This window comes from Zunongwangia sp. (assembly GCF_048269745.1).
Classification (GTDB): domain Bacteria; phylum Bacteroidota; class Bacteroidia; order Flavobacteriales; family Flavobacteriaceae; genus Zunongwangia.
On record NZ_JBLXIB010000004.1, the window covers coordinates 123497 to 144433 of the forward strand.

Below are 20937 nucleotides of genomic sequence, written 5' to 3' on the forward strand. Positions count from 1 at the left end.
GTATTTTTAATAGATACTTAAAAGTAAAATCCAAAATTTATTGTTACACCAAAAGATCGAGCATCTGGATTATCGAAATAATTCCCTCTAAAATGAGCATCTACTCGAAGTACTTTAAAAATGTTTCCGACCCCAACACTATATTCCCAATAAGCTTTATCGGTAGGTGCTCGTAGAAAAATGCCCGATGCATCTAATTGTTTATTAGATTCTGATATTTCTCCCCAAACTCCTCTTACCCCTACAATTTCACGAAGATTTAAATCTTTAAGCAACGGGATTCTAGAAAATAATCGTCCGTTAAAATTATGTTCAAAATGTGCTGCTACATACGTATCAGTTACAAACTCATAATAATCTAACAGCGAAAATGTATTATAAAGCTGGAAATACGTTTGATTACCCGGCACTACGCTGAGCAATGCTAAAGGTACATCTCCAAAAGTTTTTCCTGCTTCTATACTTGCTTTTGCCCGTCCAAATCCGCCTATCATTAATGGCTGATCGTAGAATAATTGTAGCTTTTTATAGTCGAAATCACTATTAAATATATTTTTTACTCCTAATGTATAATTTAAAAATATAGTAGGGTAATTATCATCTATAATTTCTCGCTCTACTCCATAACCTGCGGTTTTCTTTCCGGGAGTGTACATTAATAAGTTTGAAATTTCAACCTGATCTACTCCAGAAGCAATAGTTGTTTGCTCATCATCAGTATAATAATCTAGCTTAAAACCTTCAGATGCTGCTTCAATTTCACGATACGAAGCACTAGCTCTAAAAATTAAATTTTCCCAAGGTTCTATTTCCACCGATAATACGGATAAATTTATAGAACTTAAACTATTATTATTACTAGTACTTATTAATGCTGAAGAAGCTAAACTACGCCCTAAAACATCTGTTGTATTGGTTAGGTTAATACCTAATTGTTCTACATCTCTACGGTTACCTCCAGAAATAATTAATCGATTATCGGGATCTAATAATATTTTACCTTGAACTCCGTATTTAAATTTTTTATCTTTAAAACCGTAAGCACCATAGCCTTCTATTCTCCATTTATCGTGCTGCCCAAAATAGGTTCTTCCACCACCACGAATTCTAACACCTTCAACATCATTAAAACCAAAAGTTGAAAAAATTGGACCATAATCCCAACCATCAAAACTTACATAACCAGTAGCAAGAGCCGTAGTAACATTGTATAGACGTTGAAATTGTTTTACGTTTTTTAGCGTATCTAACATTTGATACACTCCTTTTTCATCTCTATTTAATGATTCTAGACGATTCTCCTCCCAAAAATTATCATCTCTATTATAAACTTCTTCTCGAAACCGGTTTACTTTTTTGTTGTAAAAAGAAGAAGGTCGTTCATTATCAAATTCATACTGATCGTACAAAACTGTTTTTTTACCGTAAACGCCACGCGCATCTTCTTTTTCTCTAATAGCAAAATCGGCTTGAAAAAAGTCTTTTTTCATTAAAAAGACAGAATCATTTAAAACATCAAACTCTTGTTCTATATAAACTCCTTTCACCCAGTTTAGGTTAGCCCCCTCACTCATTTCAAGGTTAATACTTTTTACAGCCCAAGTAGTATCGTTTACCCAAAAATCACCACTAAAAGTAAGCTCATTATCTCTACGCGGATAATACACAATTTTATAACAATACTTATCATCTCGATAAGCGGTATCGGCTAACACATAGTTATACACATTTATCCCTGTTTTAGATAACGGACTAACAAAATTCTTATCAAAAAACTTTAAGTAATTATCATAAATATCAATCTCATCATAAACATCGCGTACTGTTGAAATTAAAATTTGATTATCACTAAAGCCCGAGTTTTTATTACCTACCAGCTCAGTTAACTTATCTCCGGATTTATTATCGCCATAAACTTTAGTAACTGATTCGTTTAAGAAAATAGGCAAATATGTTTTTCCAGTAACTCGATTTGTATCTAAATCTTCAAAAATAAATTCCATTCCATTAAAAATTGGACTTTTAATTAAAGCACTATCAATTTTATTTAAATCGAATTCTAATTTTTCATATTTTCGATAGGCATATTGATCGAATTTTTTAACCCCATTATCGCGTTTATTTTTCCAAATTTTACGAAGTATATCTATTGCCGGATTATTCTTTTTAGGTGTTTTTCCTTTGTATATTTTCACTTCTGAAAGTGATTCGGAAGATGGTTCTAACCTAACTTTAATATTTTTAAGATTGGAGACATTTGCTAGTTGAATAGTCTCTGTTTTATAACCTAAAAACGAAAAATCTACAGCTTTTTGATTTTGGTTAGAAGAAAGCTCAAAAACACCATTCTCATTGGTTGTAGTTCCCTGAGTTGTATTAGAAAAAATAACATTTGCGAATGGCACCGGTTCTCCGTTCTCATCTAAAACTATCCCGCCTATTTCAGTTTGAGAAAATAAACTAATAGTTAGTAAAAAGAAAAAAGCAGTTAATGTAGTTTGCTTCATAAAAATTTAAAAAAAAACCCCCATCTGGTTAGATGAGGGTTCAAATATAGTTTATCTAAGTTACTTGTACATAACCTTTTTAACAGCTTTAACAACATCTTCACTATTTGGCAACCATTCTTTTAAAAGAACAGGAGAATATGGAGCTGGAGTATCAGCCGTGTTTATTTTTATAATCGGTGCATCTAAGAAATCAAATGCTTTTTCTTGTACTTGGTAAGTAATCTCAGTAGAGATATTTCCAAATGGCCAAGATTCTTCAAGAATCACTAATCGGTTAGTTTTCTTAACAGAGTTTACAATAGTATCGTGATCCATAGGACGGATAGTTCTAAGATCGATAACTTCTGCAGATATTCCTTCTTTTTCTAATTCATCCGCAGCTTTATACGCTTCTTTGATGATTTTACCAAAAGAAACAATAGTTACATCTGTACCTTCTCTCTTAACATCAGCTTTACCAATTTCGATTACATATTCATCTTCTGGCACTTCACCTTTATCTCCGTACATTTGTTCACTTTCCATAAAGATAACCGGATCGTCATCTCTAATTGCAGCTTTTAAAAGACCTTTTGCATCGTATGGATTAGATGGTACAATTACTTTTAAACCTGGACAGTTTGCATACCAGCTTTCGAAAGCTTGAGAGTGAGTTGCTCCTAATTGACCTGCAGAAGCTGTAGGCCCTCTAAAAACGATAGGACAGTTAAATTGCCCACCACTCATTTGGCGAATTTTAGCAGCATTGTTTATAATCTGGTCTATTCCAACTAGGGAAAAGTTAAAGGTCATGAATTCTATTATTGGACGGTTACCATTCATAGCACTTCCAATACCTATTCCAGAAAATCCAAGCTCAGAAATTGGCGTATCGATAACTCGATCCGGTCCAAATTCATCCAACATTCCTTTTGAAGCTTTATATGCACCGTTATACTCGGCTACTTCTTCACCCATCAAATAAATGGACTCATCTTTGCGCATTTCCTCGCTCATGGCCTGCTGTACTGCTTCCCTAAATTGAATTGTCTTCATTATATTATGTAATATTTTATTATAATCTTATCGAAAACAAAAATAGTAATTCAATAAAGTTTTTACCACATAAACTGATAAAAATTTCTATTTATTAATTACTACACAAAACATCAATAACTAAAACTAGATAATACTAAACAATACCTATTTTTTCGCAAAAAAATATACAAAAACCCTCTATTTTTAAGATTAAAACAAAATATTACACATTTTTTTAGAATATTTTATTATGCATGCATAGCAAAATAAATTTTATTTGTTTACCTTCGTAGAGGTAATCGTATAAAGATCAAAAAATATGAAAATATTAGTATGTATTAGCCATGTTCCTGATACAACTTCAAAAATTAATTTTGTAGAAGAAGACACGAAATTTGATACAAACGGTGTACAATTTGTAATTAACCCAAATGATGAATTTGGGCTAACTCGTGCGATGTGGTTTAAAGAAAAACAAGGTGCTCAAGTTGATGTAATAAATGTTGGCGGACCCGAAACCGAACCAACGCTTAGAAAAGCACTAGCTATTGGTGCCGATACTGCTATCCGAATTAACACTACTCCATTAGATGGATTTCAGGTAGCCAAAGAATTAGCTAAAGTTGCAGAAACAGAAAAATACGATCTTATAATCTGCGGAAGAGAATCTTTAGACTATAATGGGGGAATGGTTCCAGGAATGTTAGCGCAACTCCTAAATGTGAACTTTGTAAACACCTGCATCAATATAGAAATTGAAGATAATCTAGCTACTGCTACAAGAGAAATAGACGGAGGGAAAGAACAGCTAAAAGCAAGCTTGCCTTTAGTTATTGGCGGACAAAAAGGTCTTGTTGAAGAAAAAGATCTAAAAATACCTAATATGCGTGGTATTATGCAAGCTCGAAAAAAACCGTTAAATGTAGTTGAACCTATTTCTGCTGAAACTACTAGCACTATTACTAAATTCGAAAAACCTGCACCAAAAGGAGCGGTTAAACTTATAGATCCTGATAATTTAGATGAATTAATCAATTTACTTCATAATGAAGCTAAAGTAATTTAAGAACTCTTTATTAAAGATCTAATTAATTATAAATAAAAAAAATATGTCTGTTTTAGTATATATAGAAAGCGAAGAAGGTAAATTTAAAAAAGGAGCTTTAGAACTTGCCTCTTATGCTAAAGGAATTGCAGATGCAGCAAATACAGAACTTAATGCCATCACTTTTAATGCTGAAGATTTTTCAGAATTAGGCAAATATGGTATTTCTAGTGTAATGGCTGTATCAAACGAAAAATTGAAAAATTTTAATGCAGTAACTTATGCAAATGCAATAAGTCAAGCTGCAAAAAATAAAAATAGCGACATCGTAGTGGTTAGCCAAAGCGCTAACGGAAAATATGTTGCACCATTATTAGCAGCTCAATTAGAAGCGGGATACATACCTAATGCTATTGCGTTACCAGAAAGCATCAACCCTTTTCAAGTTAAACGAACTGTTTTTAGTAATAAAGCGTTCTCAGTTACTGAAGTTACTACAGCAACTAAAGTAGTTGGTCTTTCCAAAAATGCATATGGATTAAAAGAAGCAAACACAAAAGTTACTTCTGAAACTTTTGAACCTGCACTTTCTGAAAATGAATCTGATATTTCAGTAGTATCGGTAGATAAAGCTAAAGATAAAGTAACCATAGCTGATGCAGAAATTATTGTATCTGGCGGACGTGGACTTAAAGGGCCTGAAAACTGGGAAATGATAGAAGAAATGGCTGATATTCTTGGTGCGGCTACTGCCTGCTCTAAACCGGTAAGTGATATGGATTGGAGACCTCATAGTGAACATGTTGGACAAACCGGAAAACCAGTAGCTTCCAATCTTTACATAGCTATAGGAATTTCTGGAGCTATACAACATCTAGCAGGAGTAAATGCAGCGAAAACAAAAGTTGTTATCAATAACGATCCTGAAGCTCCCTTTTTTAAAGCTGCAGACTATGGTATTGTAGGTGATGCTTTTGAGGTTGTACCTAAGCTAAATGAAAAATTGAAGGAATTTAAAGAGAAAAACGCATAAATTTTATAACTTGCGTGCCTTAAAAGGGCGATCTAAATTTAGTAAAATGCTCTATTTAGATCGCCTTTTTTAATTTCGGTTTTTATGAGTTTAGTACGTCTGAATATCAAAGGGATATCTTATAGTCAAACCCAAAATGGCGCATATGCGCTTATTTTAAACGAAGTTAGTGGAGATAGAAAACTACCTATAGTTATTGGTGCTTTTGAAGCCCAATCAATAGCTATTGCGTTAGAAAAAGAAATTAAACCTCCCAGACCTTTAACGCATGATTTGTTTAAAAGTTTTGCAGATCAGTTTGAAATTGTGGTGAAACAAGTTATCATTCATAAATTAGTAGATGGTGTTTTTTACTCGAGTCTAATTTGTGAACGCGATAAAATTGAAGAAATTATCGATGCGCGTACCAGTGATGCAATAGCACTGGCACTACGTTTTAACGCACCTATTTTTACTTACAAAAACATTTTAGATAAAGCAGGGATTCATCTACAAGGAGAAGAAAATCCCACCCCTTCTCAGCAAACCAACCAAGAAGAGATTATAGAAGATGAATTATTATCTGATGATATCGAAATCTCTAAAAAAGATGATACTTATAAAAAACTTTCAATAACAGAATTAGAAGATTTACTTTCTCAAGCAGTTCAAAATGAAAATTACGAAAAGGCTGCCAAAATTAGAGATGAAATTTCCAAACGATAATATTTTTCAAGCTTAAAAATTTCTAATATAACTTTAAGAATGAGCATAAAAACCCGCCTAATTATCATGAATTTTCTCCAATTTGCAGTTTGGGGAGCATATTTAACTTCAATGGGTAATTATTTAGGATCTATCGGATTAGGTTCTAAAATTGGTCTCTTTTATGCCATGCAAGGTTTTGTTTCCATATTTATGCCAGCAATTTTAGGAATTGTAGCAGATAGATGGATACAGGCACAAAAACTATTAGGAATAAGCCACTTAATTGCAGGAGTATTTATGCTTGCTGCTACTTTTTATGGGTATTCGGCAGGAGATAATGTGGAGTTTTTTCCATTGTTTACCCTGTACTCTATTAGTGTTGCATTCTTTATGCCTACCATTGCACTATCTAACTCTGTAGCTTATAACGTACTAGTTACCAACGGATACGACACTATCAAAACCTTCCCTCCTATTCGGACTTTTGGTACTATTGGTTTTATTTTAGCAATGCTTTTTGTTGATTTTGCAGGATATCAAGGTTCTTATTTACAATTTTTCGTTTCGGGTATTTTAGGATTTTTATTATTCTTTTATTCGTTTACTTTACCTACATGCCCTACAGCAGAAAAAGGAGGAAAGAAAACCTTATATGAGGCGTTTGGGTTAAAAGCATTTACGCTTTTTAAGGAAAAAAAGATGGCCATCTTTTTTATATTTTCAATGTTACTTGGGGTTTCATTACAAATAACAAATGGCTATGCAAATCCTTTTATAACAAGCTTTAAACAAATACCAGAATACGCAAACAGTTTTGGTGCAAACCATGCCAATGCATTAATTTCTATTTCTCAAATTTCAGAAACAGTTTGTATTCTTCTTATTCCTTTCTTTTTAAGACGATTTGGAATTAAAACGGTTATGTTATTATCCATGTTTGCATGGGTTTTACGTTTTGGTTTATTTGGTGCTGGTAATCCCGGTAATGGAGTTTGGATGTTTGTTCTTTCAATGATTGTTTACGGAATTGCTTTTGACTTTTTTAATGTATCAGGATCTTTATTTGTAGATAAAGAAACGAAACCGGAAATTCGTTCTAGTGCACAAGGTGTATTTATGATGATGACAAATGGTTTTGGAGCATCTATAGGTACGCTAGGGGCTCAGGCAGTTGTTAACTACTTTGTATTCTCAAAAACCGATTTACAAGAACAGATGGAAGGTTGGAGCACTGCTTGGTATATTTTTGCAGGCTATGCTTTAGTAGTGGCTATCCTTTTTGCTATATTTTTTAAATATAAACATAAACCGATAGATACTTCAAAAATTCCGCAGTAAGCTAATTTTACTATCCTTTAATTTTTCAAACTAATTAGTGCTCTTCTATTGCTAAAAATTACTTTTTAGTGATTAAATTGTTGATATCTTTTTTTCAAAAGCACTGAATTAATATTATACCATGAAGCAATATCACGACTTATTACAACATATTCTAGAAGAAGGAACTCAAAAAGGAGACCGTACAGGTACCGGAACAAAGAGTGTTTTTGGTTACCAAATGAGATTCGATTTAAGCGAAGGCTTCCCACTTGTTACTACTAAAAAAGTTCATCTTAAATCCATAATCCACGAATTACTTTGGTTTTTAAAAGGAGATACAAATATTAGTTATCTTAAAGAAAATGGTATAAAAATATGGAACGAGTGGGCCGATGAGAATGGAAATCTCGGACCAATTTATGGTCACCAGTGGCGAAACTGGAATAACGAAGAAATCGACCAGATTACTGAAATTATCGAAACTTTAAAGAAAAACCCTAACAGTCGTAGAATGTTAGTTTCTGCTTGGAATCCTTCAGTTATGCCGGATACTTCAGTTTCTTTCTCAGAAAACGTAGCTAACGGTAAAGCAGCACTTCCTCCTTGCCATGCCTTTTTTCAGTTTTATGTTGCCGATGGAAAATTAAGCTGCCAATTATATCAACGAAGCGCCGATGTCTTCCTAGGCGTTCCTTTCAATATAGCATCGTATGCATTATTTACCATGATGATGGCTCAGGTTTGCGGTTACGAAGCTGGGGATTTCATTCATACATTTGGAGATGTTCATATTTACAGCAACCATATGGAACAGGTGAAACTTCAGTTGAGTAGAGATCCTCGCCCGCTACCAAAAATGGAAATTAATCCTGACATAAAAGATATTTTTGATTTTAAGTTCGAAGATTTTAAATTAGAGGGTTACAATCCTCATCCTTCCATAAAAGGAAAGGTTGCGGTTTAAAACAATCTTTTAATTAAAATATTTTAGTTTTATGAAAAAGTTATTTTTTATTGCAAGTTTTATTATTGGAGCTACAGGCATCATACAAGCACAAACAACCTCTCCGGTTTGGCCAGGCTGCGAAGGTAGCGACAATGTAAAAACTTGTTTTAACAAAAAACTTAGTAAGCACGTTCGTGACAATTATGAATATCCAAAAAATGATGCCGGCGAATATGTTCGTGGTAAAGTAACCATCAAATTTGAAGTTGATGAAACTGGAAAAGTAAATGTTTTAAATATTGAAGGCGACAAGCCCTTGGTAAATAAAGCAGCCAAAAAAATGATTGAAAAAATGCCGAAAATGAAACCGGCTACTGTAAATGGAAAACCAGATTCTAGAGAATTCACTATCCCATTTAAGTTTTAAAAATCTAGAATTATAAGCTATGAAATTACCTTCAATTCTTATCAAAAATCTAATGTTTATAAGTTGTTTTTTGACTACGATAAACAATTATGGACAAGAAAATGTAAAAGTTGAAGGTAATTCTATTACCATTTCAGAAGTTGCTCCCGTTTGGCCAGGTTGTGAAGAAGAAGCAAATAAAATCGATTGTTTCAACAAAAATTTTCTAAACCACGTAAAAACTAAATACAAATATCCGCGTAAAAACTCTGGTGATTTCATTAGAGGAAAAGCTGTGATAAAAATGCATATCGATACAACTGGAGTAGCCAGGATTGATGGTATTTCTACCAAAGAACCTAAAATAAAAGAGGCACTAACCAACATGCTTGTCAAATTACCTAAAATGACTCCGGGTAAAAAAGCGGGTAAACCAGTTTCCATTAAATACACAATACCGCTAAATCTTTAACCAAACAAATACTGTTTTTCGCAACTTATCAGTATTCTTTTTTAACTTCGGATTAACGCAAAGCAACATATTTGATTTCTAAAAAAGTGTAAATTTGAGAGATACGCACAAATCGCGACCTCTTTTTATGCTTTTACAATCTGAATTATTAGATTTTTTCAACGAAACCAGAGCGAAATCTGAACTTATCTGTTCTTTTTTAGAAACTGAAGATTACGTGGTTCAACCTATCGTAGATGTTTCTCCACCGAAGTGGCACCTGGGACACACTACATGGTTTTTCGAAGAATTTGTATTGAAACCTTACAAAATCGGATATCAACTTTTTGATGATCACTCGGCTTATGTCTTTAATAGTTACTACGAAAGTGTAGGCGAAAAGGTAATACGTACCAATCGTGGAAATCTTTCGCGCCCAACAGTTGCCTGGATTTATAAATACCGAAATTATGTTTCTAAAGCATTAAAGGATTTTATCGAATCTGAAGATCTAAGTAGTGAAATTCTTGAAGTAATCGAGATTGGTTGCCATCATGAAAAACAACATCAGGAATTACTATATACCGATATTAAATATATTTTAGGTAATAATCCGCTTTTTCCTAAATACAATGATCAATTTAAAGAAAATCCAATACAGGATTTTCCGCAAGAATGGATTTCTGTAGAAAAAGGAAATTACGAGATTGGGCATAACAGCACCGATTTCTGTTACGATAACGAGCTTGGTCGGCACACCGTTTACTTAGCCGATTACCAAATTTCAAATAAACTGGTGACTAATAAAGAGTATATAGAATTTATAGAGTCTGGAGGTTACAAAGATGTTCTGCTTTGGCATGCTGAAGCTTGGGATTGGGTAAATACCAATAAGATTTCAGCACCATCTTATTGGCATAAAATCGATGGTGAATGGCATCAATTTACCTTGCAAGGTTTACAAAAATTAATTTATGATGCACCACTAAGCCATATTAGCTATTATGAAGCTTTTGCTTTTGCCCAGTGGAAAGGTTTACGCCTACCAACCGAGCAGGAATGGGAAATCGCGAATAGCAAATTTAACTGGGGGTCGCGTTGGGAATGGACAGAAAGTGCTTATTCCCCTTACCCTGGATATACCAAAGCACCAGGCGCTTTAGGCGAATACAACGGTAAATTTATGGTAAACCAGAAAGTCCTACGAGGAGGCTCTGTAGCTACTTCAAAAAAACATACAAGACCTACGTATCGTAACTTTTTCCATGCCCCATTACGCTGGCAATTTACAGGAATTCGCCTTGCTAAATAACGATCAACTCAGATTATGAAATCCACACCAACAACCACAAAATATGACACTGCTTTTGAAGAAGATGTTGCCAAAGGTCTAACAAGCTTTCCGAAATATCTGCTTTCAAAATATATTTATGACCAAAAAGGCGATAAGCTTTTTCAGCAAATCATGAATATGCCCGAGTACTATTTAACCAATTGTGAACTCGACATTCTTCAACAACATACTGCTTCAATCGCCGATTCTTTCAATAGTAAAAAAGGTTTTGATTTAATTGAACTTGGTGCTGGTGATGGAAAAAAAACAAAAGTTCTACTGAAACATCTTGTCGCTAAAAATTATGATTTTAATTACTTACCGGTAGATATTAGCCAGCATGTGTTAGACCAACTGGAAGAAGCCCTAAAAACTGAAATCCCTGGGGTTAAGATCAAAACTCAGCAAGGTACTTACTTCAAAACTTTAGAAAAACTGGCCGATTATAATTCCCGTAAAAAAGTGATTATGGTGCTGGGGTCGAACATCGGAAACCTAATGCATGAAAAAGCCATCGATTTCTTAAAGAATATCTGTGAGGCTATGAGTGAAGAGGACATGTTGTTTATGGGATTTGATCAGAAAAAAGATCCTCAAAAAATCCTTGATGCTTATAATGATCCCAACGGAATCACCGAAGCTTTCAATAAAAATCTTCTGGTAAGGATGAATAATGAATTGGATGCCGACTTTTATATTGAGAATTTTAAACACTGGGAAACTTACAATCCTGAAACCGGAACGGCTAGTAGCTATCTGGTAAGCAGCAAAGAACAAAAGGTTAAAATCGACAAACTTGGCTTAACTATTCATTTTGATGCCTGGGAAACTATTCATACTGAAATTTCTCAGAAATACGATGATCATATTGTACAGTGGCTAGCAAAAGAATCTGGTCTTGAAGTAACTGGAGAATTTAGCGATTCGGAAAACTGCTATAAAAATTATATCTTTAGAAGGAAAGATTTTTAATGCATTTGCTAATTGATATATTCCTATGAAACTTCTTTACTCTATTACTATCCTATTATTCATGATAATGAATTCTGCGCTAGCGCAAGATTCATTATCTACGAATAAACAAGAGCCTAAGCTAGATATTTTGCAATATCCAATCCATTATTGCTCAATTAGCCCTTCCCATAAAACATTTTCTAGTCATGTAGAAATAAAAATTGATTATGGCCAAGATGACACACTAATAAAAAACACCTATATAAGAAACGAAACTGGAGAAAAAAGGGTTTTCAATTCAATAATTCAAGCTTTAAATTATATGAAAAGCTTAGGGTGGAATTTAATTAAAGCTTACCAAGTTCATAACCCTAACAATACTTTTTCTGAACGTTTTTTATTCGAAGCCGAAGAACAAGCAATTCTCCCTGAAAACGGATAAAAATTTTCATTATACTGAAAAACGCAATTTCAATTTTATTGATAATTAGTCACAAACTATCTTTATGGATAATAACTGTTGTAAAAAATTAATTTGATACCTCTTTTAGTTATTTTACTTATTTTCCCTAATACTGCTTAAAACTAAAAAAAAGAAATTTGTAAAGTAAACATGGATTTTGAATTTGATATTAAATCTCAAAAGGATTAAAAAATTGTTACTTGTAACTCTTCAGTGCGTTTACTAACACTTCCAATTCTTCTTCTGTATTAAAATAGTGGAAACTTACACGCAGTCCTTCTCCTCTTTGCGAAACAATGATGTCCTTTTCTCGTAAATATTGATATAATTTATCGTCACCTTTAATATTGAAAATCGATGAATGCTCTCCTCTTTTTAAAACGGATTCCTCCAGCAAATTCATTTCAGCAAAAACCTCTTTAGCTTTTTTTTTCAGTAAATTAATCTGCGCCTCTATAGTTGAAATCGCAATCTGTTTATTCAATTTTAAAGCTTCTCCTAAACTACCGAAATTCAATGTATCCTGATGTCCGGGTTCAAACTTGCCTAAAAAATTCCCCTCTTGAGCTTTATATTTTCCTTGTAACGAATTAAAACCTAAATGTTTTGGAGCTATCTTTCCTTCTACATTTTTATTAAAAAGAATAAAACCATTACCAAATCCAGCATTTAACCATTTATAAGTACTTGCTATTACTAAATCTATTCCACTTTCATCAAAATTGAAAGCTTCGGTTCCTAGATATTGCGTACCATCAGCAATAAAAATGACTTCAGGAAAATCTTTTTTTAACTGTGTAATAAACGCGGTGCTCAATTTAATACCGTTAATGTATTGTACAATGCTAAAGGCAAAAAAATGAGGTTGCTCTTTCTTTAAAACTTCAACTATATTTTCTTCAAGATTCTCGTTTATTTCAGCATAATAAATATCAAAATCCCTGGATTGTACCGGCCAGTTAATAGACGGATAATCATTCTTCAGCAACAATACTTTTTTAGGCTTTTCTAAACTTTCTAAAAGCGTATTAAATCCATAAGAAAAATTAGGTACTAGCCCTACTCTATTGGCGGCACAGTTAAAAAAGGAACCTACTTCTTCTCGAACACCAGCTAATAATTTACCGTGGTTTTCTTTAAAAACACTCCCTGAAATTAAAAAATCAAGATCGTGTTCCTGCCGAAATTCTAGAACTTTCTCGTTTAATAAACCAGAAGCTGCTGTATTTAAATACGTATATCGTTCTAAAACAGGAAAGCCTTTTCTTAAATTACTCATAAGCATCCATAGATTTAGTTCTAAAAATGTAAATTTGTTATATCACTAAAGTACTTTTTATTATGTTCTCTAAAAAGAAAAACACCACCAAACTAGATGCCGAGCAACGCGAATTATACGAGAATGCTAGAAAAAGAACACTTCAGAAAAAAAGATTATTTCAACATTTTATCGTTTTTCTGGTAATTTCTATTCTAGCTATTATTTTAAATGTTGTAATTGGCTTTAAAGAGAACCTGCTTATTTTAGGATATAACTGGTTTGTTTGGGTAATATTTATATTGGGCGCTATATTTTTAGTTCATTTTTTCAATGTATTTTTGGTAAACACCTTTATGGGGAAAGAATGGCAAGCAAAACATATCGAAAAACTAGTAGCCAAACAAAATGAGAAAATAGCAAAGCTTCAGCAGAAAGTAGCACAAGATCATCCGTTACCTAATACTGATTCTCAAAAAGACATTAGTAAAACAAATACCGAAAATGATAGGTTTAAACCTATCTCTCCAGATAATCCAGACCAAAACTACAATCACTAATTTATGGTTACAATGATTGCGGCCGTTGCCCAAAATAATGCACTAGGAAAAGATAACGAGCTTTTATGGAGGCTACCGGATGATTTTAAACATTTTAAAAAAACTACATCCAATCATCCCATTATTATGGGACGAAAAACTTTTGAAAGTTTAGGTGGCCCTTTACCAAACCGCACCCATTTTATAATTACTCGTAACGAAAATTATAAGCCAGATGCAGACGTATATGTTGTAAAAAGCCTATCGCTAGCTTTAAAAATTGCTCAAGATTTAGATGAAAACACATTTATTATAGGCGGTGGAGAAATTTATAAAATGGCCTTAGAAAGAACCGATAAAATAGAACTTACTCGTGTTCATGAAAGCTTTGAAAATGCCGATACTTTTTTTCCTGAAATTGATGAAAAAGAATGGAAGTTAACTAATGAAGTATTTCATGAAAAAGATGAAAAACATAAATACTCCTTTAGTTATTTAACCTATGAACGTCACTAGTAATTACCAGAATCTTTTTAAAAAAGTTGCCGAAAAAAACAATTTCGAAATTCATAATATCAGCCCCTTATCTGGCGGCGATATAAACGATGTTTTTCTTTTAGAAACTTCGGAGAAAAAAAAAGTACTTAAAGTAAATAGCGCTTCTAAATTTCCTGGCATGTTTGAAGGAGAAATGGCCGGAATGAAGAAGTTAAAAGCCGCAAAAGCAATAGATGTCCCTGAAATGATTGGTGTTTATTCTGAAGAAAACTACGCTGGCTTATTGATGGAATATCGAGAAACAAGTTCTCAAACAGAAGATTTTTGGGGAATTTTCGGAAAACAATTAGCCGATTTACACAAAAATTCTAGAGAAACCTTCGGCTTTTCTGAAGACAACTACATTGGGAGTTTACCTCAACTAAATAATAATCATAAGAATATAGTTGATTTTTATATTGAAGAACGACTTCAGCCTCAATTTAAATTAGCTAAAGAACAAGGTTATTCTTTAGGGAATACAAAACAATTTTGTTCAGCATTATACCATATTATTCCAGAAGAAAAACCAGCTCTAATTCATGGTGATTTATGGAATGGAAATTATCTTGTTAATGCAGATGGTAAACCTTGCTTAATAGATCCTGCAGTTGCTTATGCACCACGTGAAATGGATTTATCAATGATGAAATTATTTGGCGGATTTAGCACTAGTGTTTTCGAAAATTATTTTAGCAAATTCCCTGTAGAAAATGGCTTTGAAGAACGTGTACCTATTTGGCAGCTTTACTATTTATTGGTACATCTTAATTTATTTGGAACAGGTTATCTTTCTTCTTGCAAGAAAATAATTGCTCAGTTTTCTTAATTTCACAGTTATTAACAGCAAGTACTTCTCTTTTAGCAGTTTCTTAGCGCATCACGCATTTCTTCTTTAGTATCTTCATAAAAAATTGAAGATATGAGTTCAGAAAATTTAGAATATAGCGAAGCAAGAAAGAAAATGAAATCTTTAGTAGAAAGTATTAGAACCGCAATGATGGTTACTAATATTGGAAATAAACCTGTTAGTGCAATCCCAATGACAACTAAACGAGTAGATACCGAAGGTAATATTTGGTTTTTAAGCAGCATTAGCAGCGATCATAACTCCGATATTGTAAAAGATAATGATGTACAACTTCTATATAGCGATGTTAAAGATTACGAATTCATTAGTATTTTTGGGAAAGCTACTATTGTGACCGAAAAAGATATTTTAGAAGATTTATATTCTAAAGTGGATGATACTTGGTTTAAAGACGAAAACGATCCTAATTTAAGTGCTATTAAAATAAATCCTGAAGAAGCTTATTATTGGGATACAAAATCTAACAAATACGTATCCTTATTTAAAATGGGAATGGCTGCAGTATCTGGGAAAAGTCAAGACATCGGAGAAAAAGGAAAATTAGAATTATAAAAACTTGTATTTGCCTTAAAAGACCTCATAATATATTTTTTTATGAGGTCTTTTTTATTCTTGCTACTTTTACCCACGATAAAAAACAAATTATGAAAGCATATATTTTTCCTGGACAAGGAGCCCAATTTTCAGGAATGGGAGCAGATTTATATGAGAAATCAGCAAAAGCTAAAGAACTTTTCGAAAGAGCCAACGATATACTTGGCTTTTCTATAACAGAAATTATGTTTAGCGGATCTGCTGAAGATCTAAAACAAACAAAGGTTACACAACCTGCTATTTTTTTGCATAGCGTTATTCTAAGCAAAGTATTAGGCAACGATTTTAAGCCTGATATGGTGGCGGGGCATTCGTTAGGAGAATTATCTGCTCTTGTTGCTAATAACACCTTAGAGTTTGAAGATGGCTTACGCTTAGTTTCTCAACGTGCTTTAGCCATGCAAAAGGCTTGTGAAATTACTCCATCTACTATGGCCGCTATTTTAGGTTTAGAAGATGAATTAGTAGAAGCTGTATGTGCTGAAACAGAAGGTACCGTTGTAGCTGCCAATTATAACTGCCCTGGACAAATTGTAATTTCAGGAGAAACTACAGCTGTTGAAAAAGCATGCGAAACTTTGAAAGAAAAAGGAGCCAAACGTGCATTATTATTACCAGTTGGTGGGGCTTTCCATTCCCCTCTTATGGAACCAGCAAGACAAGAATTAGCAGCAGCTATTGAAGCTACTAAATTTAGCAACCCAAGTTGTGCTATTTATCAAAATGTAAGTACTACTGCTGTTACCGACCCTATAGAAATTCAGAAAAATCTAGTTTTTCAATTAACGGCACCGGTAAAATGGACGCAATCTGTTCAGAATATGTTGAAAGATGGCGCTTCTAGCTTTGTAGAAGTTGGTCCAGGCAAAGTATTACAAGGATTAGTTAAAAAAGTAGATCGAAAAATAGAAACTTCTTCAGCAGCTATTTAATTATATGCGAAGAAACTTTCCATAAAAAAAGCCCAAATTCAATGAATTTGGGCTTTTTTTCTATTCAATAAATATATAGTTATTAAGCATTTACAAATTCAATTAAAGTCTTTGTAATAAATTCTATTTGCTCTTTATCTAATTCAGTATGCATTGGTAGTGAAATAACTTCTTTTACTAACTGATTAGTTACTTCAAAATCCGCTTCATTATAACGTTCGTCGGCATACGCTTTTTGTTGGTGCAACGGAATTGGATAATATACACCGCATGGAATATTATGTTCCTGAAAATGTTTTACTAACGCATCCCGTTTTCCATTGGTAATTTTTAACGTGTATTGGTGGAATACATGTGTATCTTCCTTTCCTACTCGAACCGGAGTAACAATATGTTCCTGATTTTTTAAAGCAGCATCGTAAAGATCAGCCGATTTACGTCGAGCTTCGTTATACGAATCTAAATTTGGTAATTTAGCTCGTAACACAGCTGCCTGTAAACTATCTAACCTGGAATTTACACCCACAACGTCATGGTGGTAACGTTCATACATACCGTGGTTTACAATACCACGAATAGCATGTGCTAACTCATCATCATTTGTAAAAATAGCACCTCCATCACCATAACAACCTAAGTTTTTAGATGGAAAAAAAGAAGTTGCTCCAATGTTACCCACTGTTCCTGTTTTATAGGATTTACCTGATTTATCATGGTAAGCACCACCAATAGCTTGTGCATTATCTTCAATTACAAAAAGATTATGTGCTGTAGCAATATCCATAATCTCGTCCATATTTGCAGTTTGACCAAATAAATGAACCGGAACAATCGCTTTAGTTTTCGGTGTAATAGCCGCTTTAACTTTTTCAGGATCGATATTAAAAGTATCAGGCTCTACATCTACCAATACAGGTGTTAAGCCTAAAAGCGCAATTACCTCCACCGTTGCAGCAAAAGTAAAATCCGCTGTTATAACCTCATCACCTGGCTTTAAACCTAATCCCATCATCGAAATTTGTAAAGCGTCGGTACCATTAGCACAAGGTATTACATGCTTAGCTCCTAAATATGCTTCTAATTCTTTCTGAAAATTCTGAACTTCTGGTCCATTTATAAATGCAGTAGAAGAAAGTATTTCTTCAAAAGAAGTGTTTATTTTATCTTTTATTCCTTCGTATTGACCTTTCAGGTCGACCATTTGTATCTTTCTCATTTGTTATATCTTATTATTTCAAAATTACGAAATATCGCTTCCCTTTCCATAACTTTTTTAAGAAACACGTACTTTTGTACCTTAAATCGATTTATTTTGAAAAGTATTTACAACGGTTTTAGTTATTTGGTTAAAGCAGTACTTCCGGCAAGTACTTTTTTTAATCAGAAAATGAAATTTTTTGTTGAAGGAAGAAAAAAAGTATTTTCAGAGCTCAAAAAGCTTGATAAAAGTCAACCTTGGGCTTGGTTTCATGCGGCCTCTTTAGGAGAATTTGAGCAAGCAGTTCCAATAATGGAAGCTTTAAAAAAAGAAGCACCAAATTATCGAATTTTGGTTAGTTTTTTCTCTCCATCGGGTTTCGAAAACAAAAAAAATCATCCACTAACCGATGCTATTGTTTATTTACCGATAGACACACCCAAAAATGCTCAAAAATTCATCGAATTACTAAATCCAAAACTCGCATTTTTCATTAAATATGATATCTGGCCTAATTTTTTGGGTGAATTAAAAAAAAGAAATATTAGATCTTTTCTTATTTCAGGTGCTTTTCGAGATAATCAGATTTATTTTAAAAGTTATGGCAAACTTTTTAGAGAAGCTTTGCAGGTTTTTGAACATATTTTTCTTCAGAATAAGTCCTCTCAAGAACTTTTAAAAACTATACATATTGAAAATACCACCGTAAGTGGCGATACACGTTTTGATAGAGTTTCCAGACAGTTAGAATATGATAATAAACTCGATTTTATTGAAAAATTTAAAGGAGATAGACTTTGCATAGTTGCCGGAAGCACTTGGCCGGAAGATGAAGCACTTTTATTAGATTATATTAATAGTGCTCCACCAGAAGTTAAATTTATTATTGCTCCACATGAAATTAAAAAAGACAAAATAGAACGCTTTACAGCCAAAATCGAAAAATCTACTATTCTTTTTTCAGAAAAAATTGATGCTGAAATTAATCAACATCAAGTATTGATAATCGATACTATCGGACTACTTTCTAAAATTTATAGCTATGCTGATATTGCTTATGTAGGCGGAGCTGCTGGAAGTACAGGCCTACATAATATATTAGAACCTGCTACTTTTGGTCTTCCTATAATTATTGGAAAAAATTTCGAAAAATTCCCAGAGGCTAAACAACTTCAAAAATTAGCAGGCTTATTTTCGGCATCTTCTTCCGAAGAAACTACTCAAATTATCAAAAAACTTATCAATAATCGTCAATTTCGAGAAAAAACAGGCATGATTAGCGGGCACTTTATTAGTAGTAATACCGGAGCAACTCGATCTGTTATACAATACCTCAAAAAAACAGCTACTTTTAATGATATTTAAGAATCTGTATTAAAGTTATTTTAAATTCTATTGTTGATTTTGTTTAAATTGTACTTTAGTCCTCACTTAATTAGACAACTATATAAATTAAGAAGAACTAAAAAACAATTTATGAAACGTTATTTTATACTATTTGCTTCATTTTTAACCTTCACATTTACATTAATTTCTTGTAGGGAAACTAAAAATGAAGATAATACAGATCAAACTGAAGAAATGGCAGAAGATCAAAAAGACATGAACGATGATGTAGATGATGACAACAACAGCGTTAGTGAAGATCTCGAACAGGCAGCTGATGATACCGGTAATGCTATTAAAAATGCAGCCAATGAAACCGGTAATGCTATAGAACATGCTGCTAATGAGACTGGTGATGCAGTTGATAATGCAACCCACGAAACTGAAGATGCTGTAAATGAAGCTGCCGATGAAATTGATGGCAGTGATGATTACTAATTAACTATAAAACCAAAAAATAAAATTGTTATGAAAAAGATATTATTTGTATTGCTTTTAGCTGTAGGCGCTAGCACTATGCTCACTTCTTGTCGAGAAAAATCAGGTGTAGAAAAAGCTGCGGATAGCGTAGAAGATGCTGCTGATGACGCAGGAGATGCTGTAGAAGACGCAGTAGACTAAAAATTTAGAATATTAAAAAAACAGTAGCCCTTTCAAATTGAAAGGGCTTTTTTATTATATGAAATAAAATTTATTGATATACTTTTATATAATCAATATAGAATTTTGCGGGAAAAATAGTGTCATCTACTTCAGGGCCTCCAAAGTTTCCTCCAATAGCCATATTCAATAAAAAATAGAATTTATGTCGAAAAGGATAGTGTTCATCATCTTTAACTTCCGGTGAAAAAGTATACACTTTAGTCCCATCGATAAAATATACAATCTCATCTTTAGACCATTCTACTTTATACACATGAAAATCATCTTCCACATTATCGATTTTCGTCACTTTAGTACTGGCATGATCGCCGTGAGTTGCCGGTGTATGCAAGGTTGTATGTAGGGTATCTTTCATTCGGCCAACATATTCCATAATATCGATTTCTCCGGAAGCAGGCCAGCCCACTTCGCTAATATTATCTCCTAACATCCAAATAGCAGGCCAAATACCTTGCCCACCGGGAACTTTTGCACGGGTTTCTATAGTACCATATTGAAATTCTAATTTATCTTTAGTATTAATTCGAGAGCTAAAATAGGCATCGCCATCTTTTTCAGCAGTAATGATCGCCATACCATCTTTTATTTCAAGGTTTTCAGGTCGATAAAGCTGTCGCTCATTATTTCCCCAACCACAAATATCAGGGCAGCCATCTCCATTTTCATAGCTCCAATATTCCATATTTAAGCTATTTCCATCAAAATTTTCTTCCCATATCAATTCTTTTTCCTGATCCTCGCAGCTTTGCAAGACCAAAAACAACACGGCTAAAATCGCTAATCTTGTTTTCATA

23 protein-coding genes are annotated in these 20937 nt (G+C 33.2%); 18 read left to right on the top strand and 5 right to left on the bottom strand.

The genetic code is table 11. The annotated features are described in order from the left end of the window. Positions 1-17: 17 nt before the first annotated feature. On the bottom strand, positions 18-2507 hold the full coding sequence (locus tag ACN0WI_RS06695) for a DUF5686 family protein (protein ID WP_417885886.1): 2490 nt from the start codon (positions 2505-2507) through the stop codon (positions 18-20). A 60-nt stretch (positions 2508-2567) separates the two neighbouring features. Continuing rightward, positions 2568-3545 carry a pyruvate dehydrogenase complex E1 component subunit beta gene (locus ACN0WI_RS06700; protein ID WP_417885887.1) on the bottom strand — a complete coding sequence of 326 codons (978 nt, stop codon included), beginning with the start codon at positions 3543-3545 and terminating at the stop codon, positions 2568-2570. Positions 3546-3846: 301 nt separating this feature from the next. Here ACN0WI_RS06700 and ACN0WI_RS06705 point away from each other — a divergent pair, with 301 nt between their 5' ends. The 10 genes from ACN0WI_RS06705 (at position 3847) to ACN0WI_RS06750 (ending at position 12144) form a co-directional block, all read left to right on the top strand. Further along, entirely contained in the window at positions 3847-4593 is a 747-nt protein-coding gene (locus ACN0WI_RS06705) for an electron transfer flavoprotein subunit beta/FixA family protein (RefSeq protein WP_417885888.1), read from the top strand. A gap of 43 nt (positions 4594-4636) precedes the next feature. Continuing rightward, positions 4637-5605 (top strand): electron transfer flavoprotein subunit alpha/FixB family protein, encoded by a 969-nt coding sequence (locus ACN0WI_RS06710; RefSeq protein ID WP_417885889.1) that lies wholly within the window; start codon positions 4637-4639, stop codon positions 5603-5605. 84 nt (positions 5606-5689) lie between these two features. Further along, positions 5690-6310, top strand: a complete 621-nt coding sequence (locus ACN0WI_RS06715) for a bifunctional nuclease domain-containing protein (protein ID WP_417885890.1) — start codon at positions 5690-5692, stop codon at positions 6308-6310. 39 nt (positions 6311-6349) lie between these two features. Continuing rightward, complete coding sequence (locus ACN0WI_RS06720) at positions 6350-7630, top strand: MFS transporter (RefSeq protein WP_417885891.1); 1281 nt, start codon at positions 6350-6352, stop codon at positions 7628-7630. Between the two features lie 121 nt (positions 7631-7751). After that, positions 7752-8576, top strand: coding sequence for a thymidylate synthase (locus tag ACN0WI_RS06725; protein WP_417885892.1), 825 nt, complete (start codon positions 7752-7754; stop codon positions 8574-8576). A 31-nt stretch (positions 8577-8607) separates the two neighbouring features. Then, positions 8608-8985, top strand: a complete 378-nt coding sequence (locus ACN0WI_RS06730; RefSeq protein ID WP_417885893.1) for an energy transducer TonB family protein — start codon at positions 8608-8610, stop codon at positions 8983-8985. Positions 8986-9004: 19 nt separating this feature from the next. Then, positions 9005-9436, top strand: coding sequence for an energy transducer TonB (locus ACN0WI_RS06735; RefSeq protein WP_417885894.1), 432 nt, complete (start codon positions 9005-9007; stop codon positions 9434-9436). 127 nt (positions 9437-9563) lie between these two features. Then, entirely contained in the window at positions 9564-10727 is a 1164-nt protein-coding gene (gene egtB / locus ACN0WI_RS06740; protein ID WP_417886058.1) for an ergothioneine biosynthesis protein EgtB, read from the top strand. A 15-nt stretch (positions 10728-10742) separates the two neighbouring features. Then, entirely contained in the window at positions 10743-11720 is a 978-nt protein-coding gene (locus ACN0WI_RS06745; RefSeq protein WP_417885895.1) for an L-histidine N(alpha)-methyltransferase, read from the top strand. Positions 11721-11745: 25 nt separating this feature from the next. After that, a complete protein-coding gene (locus ACN0WI_RS06750) occupies positions 11746-12144 on the top strand; it encodes a hypothetical protein (protein ID WP_417885896.1) in 399 nt (132 codons plus the stop codon). 217 nt (positions 12145-12361) lie between these two features. Here ACN0WI_RS06750 and ACN0WI_RS06755 read toward each other — a convergent pair whose 3' ends face one another. Continuing rightward, entirely contained in the window at positions 12362-13444 is a 1083-nt protein-coding gene (locus ACN0WI_RS06755) for an aminotransferase class V-fold PLP-dependent enzyme (RefSeq protein ID WP_417885897.1), read from the bottom strand. A 62-nt stretch (positions 13445-13506) separates the two neighbouring features. On the opposite strand from ACN0WI_RS06755, the gene ACN0WI_RS06760 reads away from it, so the two are divergent. The 5 genes from ACN0WI_RS06760 to fabD all read left to right on the top strand — a co-directional run bounded on the left by ACN0WI_RS06760 (position 13507) and on the right by fabD (position 16896). After that, entirely contained in the window at positions 13507-13983 is a 477-nt protein-coding gene (locus tag ACN0WI_RS06760; RefSeq protein ID WP_417885898.1) for a 2TM domain-containing protein, read from the top strand. 3 nt (positions 13984-13986) lie between these two features. Continuing rightward, positions 13987-14478 (top strand): dihydrofolate reductase, encoded by a 492-nt coding sequence (locus ACN0WI_RS06765; protein ID WP_417885899.1) that lies wholly within the window; start codon positions 13987-13989, stop codon positions 14476-14478. Next, entirely contained in the window at positions 14465-15328 is an 864-nt protein-coding gene (locus ACN0WI_RS06770) for a fructosamine kinase family protein (protein WP_417885900.1), read from the top strand. The genes ACN0WI_RS06765 and ACN0WI_RS06770 overlap by 14 nt, the downstream gene beginning before the upstream one ends. A 93-nt stretch (positions 15329-15421) precedes the next feature. Further along, positions 15422-15922 (top strand): pyridoxamine 5'-phosphate oxidase family protein, encoded by a 501-nt coding sequence (locus tag ACN0WI_RS06775; RefSeq protein WP_417885901.1) that lies wholly within the window; start codon positions 15422-15424, stop codon positions 15920-15922. Positions 15923-16014: 92 nt separating this feature from the next. After that, positions 16015-16896 carry an ACP S-malonyltransferase gene (gene fabD / locus ACN0WI_RS06780; protein ID WP_417885902.1) on the top strand — a complete coding sequence of 294 codons (882 nt, stop codon included), beginning with the start codon at positions 16015-16017 and terminating at the stop codon, positions 16894-16896. Positions 16897-16978: 82 nt separating this feature from the next. On the opposite strand, the gene ACN0WI_RS06785 is transcribed toward fabD, so the two are convergent. Next, entirely contained in the window at positions 16979-18112 is a 1134-nt protein-coding gene (locus tag ACN0WI_RS06785) for a DegT/DnrJ/EryC1/StrS family aminotransferase (protein ID WP_417885903.1), read from the bottom strand. Between the two features lie 96 nt (positions 18113-18208). On the opposite strand from ACN0WI_RS06785, the gene ACN0WI_RS06790 reads away from it, so the two are divergent. From ACN0WI_RS06790 to ACN0WI_RS06800, 3 genes are all read left to right on the top strand, one after another. Then, a complete protein-coding gene (locus ACN0WI_RS06790) occupies positions 18209-19459 on the top strand; it encodes a 3-deoxy-D-manno-octulosonic acid transferase (protein ID WP_417885904.1) in 1251 nt (416 codons plus the stop codon). A gap of 111 nt (positions 19460-19570) precedes the next feature. Beyond that, entirely contained in the window at positions 19571-19918 is a 348-nt protein-coding gene (locus tag ACN0WI_RS06795; RefSeq protein ID WP_417885905.1) for a hypothetical protein, read from the top strand. Between the two features lie 30 nt (positions 19919-19948). After that, positions 19949-20101: a hypothetical protein gene (locus ACN0WI_RS06800; protein WP_417885906.1), complete on the top strand. Its 153-nt coding sequence runs from the start codon at positions 19949-19951 to the stop codon at positions 20099-20101. A 70-nt stretch (positions 20102-20171) separates the two neighbouring features. On the opposite strand, the gene ACN0WI_RS06805 is transcribed toward ACN0WI_RS06800, so the two are convergent. Then, the gene (locus ACN0WI_RS06805) at positions 20172-20936 is read right to left on the bottom strand and encodes a family 16 glycosylhydrolase (RefSeq protein ID WP_417885907.1); all 765 of its coding nucleotides are present in this window, start codon (positions 20934-20936) and stop codon (positions 20172-20174) included. Position 20937 lies beyond the last annotated feature (1 nt).